Annotated in this window: 5 protein-coding genes; 1 reads left to right on the forward strand and 4 read right to left on the reverse strand. The window is 55.5% G+C overall.

What is annotated here, in order from left to right:
• Positions 1–2: 2 nt before the first annotated feature.
• From PROAA_RS17835 to PROAA_RS17850, 4 genes are read right to left on the reverse strand one after another with little or no spacing between them, the layout of a single operon-like run.
• Complete coding sequence (locus PROAA_RS17835; protein ID WP_245664339.1) at positions 3–731, reverse strand: MlaA family lipoprotein; 729 nt, start codon at positions 729–731, stop codon at positions 3–5.
• 18 nt (positions 732–749) lie between these two features.
• Positions 750–1,217: an outer membrane lipid asymmetry maintenance protein MlaD gene (gene mlaD, locus PROAA_RS17840; RefSeq protein WP_186412641.1), complete on the reverse strand. Its 468-nt coding sequence runs from the start codon at positions 1,215–1,217 to the stop codon at positions 750–752.
• Positions 1,217–2,023 carry a lipid asymmetry maintenance ABC transporter permease subunit MlaE gene (gene mlaE, locus PROAA_RS17845; RefSeq protein WP_186412642.1) on the reverse strand — a complete coding sequence of 269 codons (807 nt, stop codon included), beginning with the start codon at positions 2,021–2,023 and terminating at the stop codon, positions 1,217–1,219. The genes mlaD and mlaE overlap by 1 nt, the downstream gene beginning before the upstream one ends.
• A complete protein-coding gene (locus tag PROAA_RS17850; RefSeq protein ID WP_186412643.1) occupies positions 2,016–2,885 on the reverse strand; it encodes an ABC transporter ATP-binding protein in 870 nt (289 codons plus the stop codon). The genes mlaE and PROAA_RS17850 overlap by 8 nt, the downstream gene beginning before the upstream one ends.
• A 73-nt stretch (positions 2,886–2,958) precedes the next feature.
• On the opposite strand from PROAA_RS17850, the gene PROAA_RS17855 reads away from it, so the two are divergent.
• Positions 2,959–4,320 (forward strand): sigma-54-dependent transcriptional regulator (locus PROAA_RS17855; protein ID WP_186412644.1); only part of this gene is annotated, 1,362 nt, incomplete at its 3' end.

Below are 4,320 nucleotides of genomic sequence, written 5' to 3' on the forward strand. Positions count from 1 at the left end.
AATCAATAGCAGCGACTTTGCTTGCATTCAGACTTGTCTTCGTGGCCGTCATTGACCTCACTGCGCCGATTCTGCAGATAAGCTTCGCGAATGTAGTCGTACTTGTCAAACGCCGCCTGATCAACAATCTTGTCAGTGGGCAGCAAGCTCGCACGAAGATCAATATAGCGCACGCCGACCAGCGAATTACGCACGGGGACATCACTAATATTCCAGACCGGGTCCATATAAGAGTCGACCATCCATCCGAATGTGTCACGCGTCGTGCGCGGCCCGATCAGCGGCCAATAAAAATACGGCCCCTCGCCAACACCCCATACACCAAGCGTTTGGCCAAAATCTTCGGAATGCTTCTCCAGCCCCATTTCGCTGGCCACATCGAAAACGCCGCCAATGCCGACTGTAGTATTGATCAGCACACGGCCAATATCCGACAGCCCCTGCTCACCCTTGCCTTGAAGCAAGCCGTTAAGCGCTGTTATCACGTCCCATAAATTACCGAAAAAATTACCAATACCGGCCTTCACGGGCAACGGCGCGGCGGCTTCATAGCCTTGGGCGACCGGCTTGACCACTACATCGATCCCCTCATTCACCGCAAACATTGCCCGGTTGAAACCCTCGTAGGGATCCTGTGGATTGTCCGCGGTCGTCGCGCAGCCTGTCAGCCCGCCCAGGATCGCAGTGACGAATGCCACAGAACACATGCGCTTTGCTATTAGTTTTTTCACGGACGACCCTTCCAGTTATTACTTGTCCGAACCTTCGGACGCCTTGTTGAACATGAACTGACTGATCAGTTTCTCAAGCACAACTGCAGATTGCGTCTTGACGACCACATCGCCCGGTTTCAACATCTTTTCGTCACCTCCAGCGTCCAGGCCGATGTATTGCTCGCCCAGCAGACCCGCTGTCAGAATCGAAACGAAAGTGTCTTTCGGAAAACGGTAACGGCTGTCAATCGTAAGCGTCGCCACTGCCTCATAGCTCTGGGGATCGAAGTGAATCTCCGAAACCCGCCCGACAACAACCCCCGCACTCTTTACCGGACCACGCACCTTCAGGCCACCGATGTTATCAAACTTGGCTGTCAACTGGTAAGTCTCGGCAAAATTGGCCGACGAAAGGTTCCCGACTCTTAGTGCTAAAAACAACAACGCCGCGAAACCGATGACGACAAAGAATCCAACCCATAGATCAAGTAACTTACGACTCATCAAAGCCCCCGGAACATGAAGGAGGTCAAAACGAAATCCAGCGCCAGAATCGCCAGCGCCGAATACACAACTGTTCTTTTGATCGAAGTCGAAACGCCCTCGGCAGTCGGCACTGCATCGTAGCCCTCGAAAACAGCAATCAGGGAAACAGCCACCCCAAAAACAAAACTCTTGATAACGCCATTCCAGACGTCGAAGCGGAAGTCCACCGACCCTTGCATCTGCGACCAGAAAGCGCCTTCGTCGACACCGATCAGGACGACACCAACCAGATACCCGCCGAACACACCGACCGCGGAAAACAAGGCGGCCAGCAAGGGCATGGAAATAACCCCGCCCCAGAACCGCGGTGCCACGACACGGGCAATCGGATTCACCGCCATCATGTCCATCGCAGTCAGTTGCTCAGTGGCCTTCATCAGGCCGATCTCGGCCGTAATCGACGACCCCGCGCGCGATGCAAACAGCAATGCAGCAACCACCGGCCCCAACTCACGCGTCAGCGAAAGCGCCACCAGCACGCCAAGCGCTTCGGAAGATCCATAGCGTTGCAAAGTCTCATACCCTTGCATGCCCAGCACCATGCCGATAAACAGTCCTGAAACCATAATGATCAGCAAGGATTGAAAACCGGAAAAGTACATTTCACGAATCGTCAGGTGAAGACGCCTGAATGACTGTCCGGAATAGACCAGGATCATCACGAAAAACCGTGCGGCAAAGCCCAACCGCTGCACGCTGCTGTTCAAGCGATGGCCGATATTCCCGACGAACGAAAGCAAGACAGGAGAACCTTTTTCAGCCATAAGCGCCTTCTCGCATCAAATCCTGCTCGAAGGGAACCGCTGGGTAATGGAAATGCACGGGGCCGTCGGCCTCTCCAAAAACAAACTGATGCACAAAAGGATCGGAGGACGCGCGTATCTCGTCCGGCGTTCCCTGCGCAACGATTTGCCCGTCGGAGACAAAATAGACGTAATCGACGATTAACATCGCCTCATGAACATCGTGAGTCACCAGGAGCGACGTCGCGCCGAGTGCATCGTTAAGCTTGCGGATGAGCTGACCGATAACACCCATCGAGATCGGATCCAGCCCGGCAAAGGGTTCGTCGTACATGACCAGCATCGGATCCAGCGCGATTGCCCTCGCCAGTGCAACGCGACGCGCCATGCCGCCTGACAGTTCGGACGGCATCAGGTCATGAGCTCCCCGCAAGCCAACGGCATTGAGCTTCATCAACACCATGTCACGAATCATCTCTTCCGGCAGGTCGGTATGCTCACGCATCAGATAGGCGACATTGTCATACACAGAAATATCGGTGAACAAGGCGCCAAACTGGAACAGCATCCCCATGCGTCGTCGCATGGCATAAAGTTCTGCATGTTTCATGTCCGGCACCGACTGGCCAGCGACCAGCAATTCGCCGCTGGTTGGCTTGAGCTGCCCGCCAATCAACCGCAACAAGGTCGTCTTGCCGCAGCCTGAATTGCCCATGATGGCAACCAGCTGGCCTCGGGGAATCTCCATATTGATTCCCTTGAGGATGGCCCTATCGTCATAGGCGAAATTGATGTCAGTGATCTTGACCAGATTGTCGGCTGGCACGGCGGAGTCCGAAGAAGAAAAATGGGGGTTGATTATACTCGAATGACGGTTCGCCATCCGCAAAAGATTCTCAGCCAAACAATTGTAGAATAACGGAATTGTTCATTTCCAGACCGATGACGCGCTTTCCATGAGCAACGCCCCGGAAACTTCCTTGCCAAAAATGCCGCTGCTGCTCATCGTCGATGATGATCCGCTCATATGCGACACGCTGAGCTATTCGATGAGCCCCGCGTTTGAAGTCATCACCAGCCACTCCCGCCCGCGCTGCACTCAATTGCTCCGCCAACTTCGCCGCACTCCTGATCTGGCGCTGGTCGACCTCGGCCTGCCACCCTTCCCGCATCGCCCGGACGAAGGATTCGCCTTGATTTCGGATTTGCTGAAACTGTGCCCGGAAATCAAGATCGTCGTACTCTCCGGCCAAAGCGATGCGGACAATGCCCGTCACGCCCGCACCCTGGGCGCCATCGATTTTGTTGCAAAACCTTGCAGCCCCGCCGACCTGCACAAGATTCTCCAGCGGGCGTTAAGCTATCGCTCACTGGACGAACGGCGTACTCACGGCATTTCCACATCGCCCCTGATCGGCGACAGCCCGGCCATACAGAAACTGAAAGTGCAGTTGCAGCAATACGCCGATTCGCCTTTTCCCGTGCTCATCGAGGGCGAGTCGGGAAGCGGCAAGGAAATCGTTGCCAGCAGTTGCCTGCATCAGGACACCAAGCGCCACAGCAGGCCTTTTCTATCGCTCAACTGCGCGGCCATTTCCCCCGCTCTGGTCGAACCCACCCTGTTCGGATATGCCAAGGGCGCGTTCACAGGCGCCAACACGGCAAAAACCGGTTATTTCGAAGACGCTGCCGATGGCACGCTTTTCCTCGACGAAATCGGTGAGCTGCCGCTGGAGCTGCAAGCAAAATTGTTACGCGTGCTTGAGAATGGCGAGTATCAGCGGGTTGGCGAAACACAGAAGTGTACCAGCCGTGCACGAATCATTGCCGCGACCAACCGGGACCTGCGCAAGGAGGTCCGGTCGGGCAACTTCCGTGCCGATCTTTATCATCGGCTTTCCGTGTTCTCGATCAGCGTGCCACCGTTACGTGAGATGGATGACGACAAGTTCCTCTTGCTCGATCATTTTCGCCAGCGCTACGCAACGCAATCTCAACAAACGGCTTTCGAGCTGTCCGATGAGGCACGCGCACTCTGGTCCCGCTACAGTTTTCCCGGCAACGTCCGGGAACTTCGCAACATTGTCATTCGCCTCACGGCCAAGCACCCTGGACAAACCGTAAGTTACAGCGCCCTTGAGAGTGAACTGGATTTGCTCGACGAACCGCTTGCGCCAGTCACTACCACAGCGCCGGTCGTCAGCGCAGAAAGTGATGCGCTTATCCTGGCAGCCAGCGAGCGTCTGCAGCAACCAAACCCGTTCAGACTTGATCGGCTGCTCGCCGAAACCGAGCAGAACTACATCGAAGCCGCCATG

The organism is Candidatus Propionivibrio aalborgensis, from assembly GCF_900089945.1.
Lineage (GTDB): Bacteria > Pseudomonadota > Gammaproteobacteria > Burkholderiales > Rhodocyclaceae > Propionivibrio > Propionivibrio aalborgensis.

Bases quoted from the DNA above. Each gene is read 5' to 3' on its own strand.
- mlaE (WP_186412642.1), bottom strand. From the start codon at position 2,023: ATGGCTGAAAAAGGTTCTCCTGTCTTGCTTTCGTTCGTCGGGAATATC.
- PROAA_RS17850 (WP_186412643.1), bottom strand. From the start codon at position 2,885: ATGGCGAACCGTCATTCGAGTATAATCAACCCCCATTTTTCTTCTTCG.
- mlaD (WP_186412641.1), bottom strand. From the start codon at position 1,217: ATGAGTCGTAAGTTACTTGATCTATGGGTTGGATTCTTTGTCGTCATC.